At 60.7% G+C, this 751-nt stretch carries 1 protein-coding gene; it reads left to right on the forward strand.

All coding sequences use genetic code 11. The features are described from left to right. Window positions 1-751 (forward strand): phosphopantetheine-binding protein (locus tag CH283_RS27900; RefSeq protein ID WP_141214695.1); only part of this gene is annotated, 751 nt, incomplete at both ends.

Genomic DNA, 751 nt, shown 5'->3' on the forward strand with positions numbered 1-751 from the left:
TGCGTTGTTTGTGTTGGATTCCGGTTTGCGGCGGGTTCCGATCGGTGTGGTTGGTGAGTTGTATGTCGCGGGGCGGGGTGTGGCACGCGGTTATGTGCGACGGCCGGGCTTGACGGCATCGCGATTCGTCGCGTGTCCGCTCGGCCCTTTGGGTTCGCGGATGTATCGCACCGGCGATCTGGTTCGTTGGAATCACGACGGCGAGCTGGAGTATGTGGGTCGCTCTGACGATCAGGTGAAGATTCGTGGTTACCGCATCGAAATCGGTGAAGTGGAAGCAACACTCGCTGCCTTGACCGGAGTGGAGCGTGCGGCAGTGGTGGCCCGTGATACCGATACCGGCAAGCAGTTGATTGGCTACGTCGTACCTACCGAGGTGTCTGCGGGAATCGATGGTGGGGCGCTGCGCGAACGAGTTGCCGCGCGATTGCCTGCGTACATGGTTCCGGCCGTGGTGATGGTCATCGACGAGTTGCCGTTAACTGTCAACGGCAAGCTGGACAAATGGGCGTTGCCCGAGCCGCAATTCGCCAGCGGCGTTCACAGAGCGCCGTCATCTCCGGTTGAAGAAATTATCTCCGGCATTTTCACGAAGGTTCTCGACCTGCCGCGAGTCAGCGTGGACGACTCCTTCTTCGACCTGGGCGGCAACTCGCTCTCTGCGATGCGTGTCGTAGCCGCCGTGCAGGAAACCTTCGACTGTGAAATCAGCGTCCGTGCACTCATGGAAGCCCCCACCGTAGCGGGCCTG

This window comes from Rhodococcus sp. 05-2254-2 (genome assembly GCF_002259095.1).
In the GTDB taxonomy this organism is placed as follows: Bacteria; Actinomycetota; Actinomycetes; order Mycobacteriales; family Mycobacteriaceae; genus Rhodococcoides.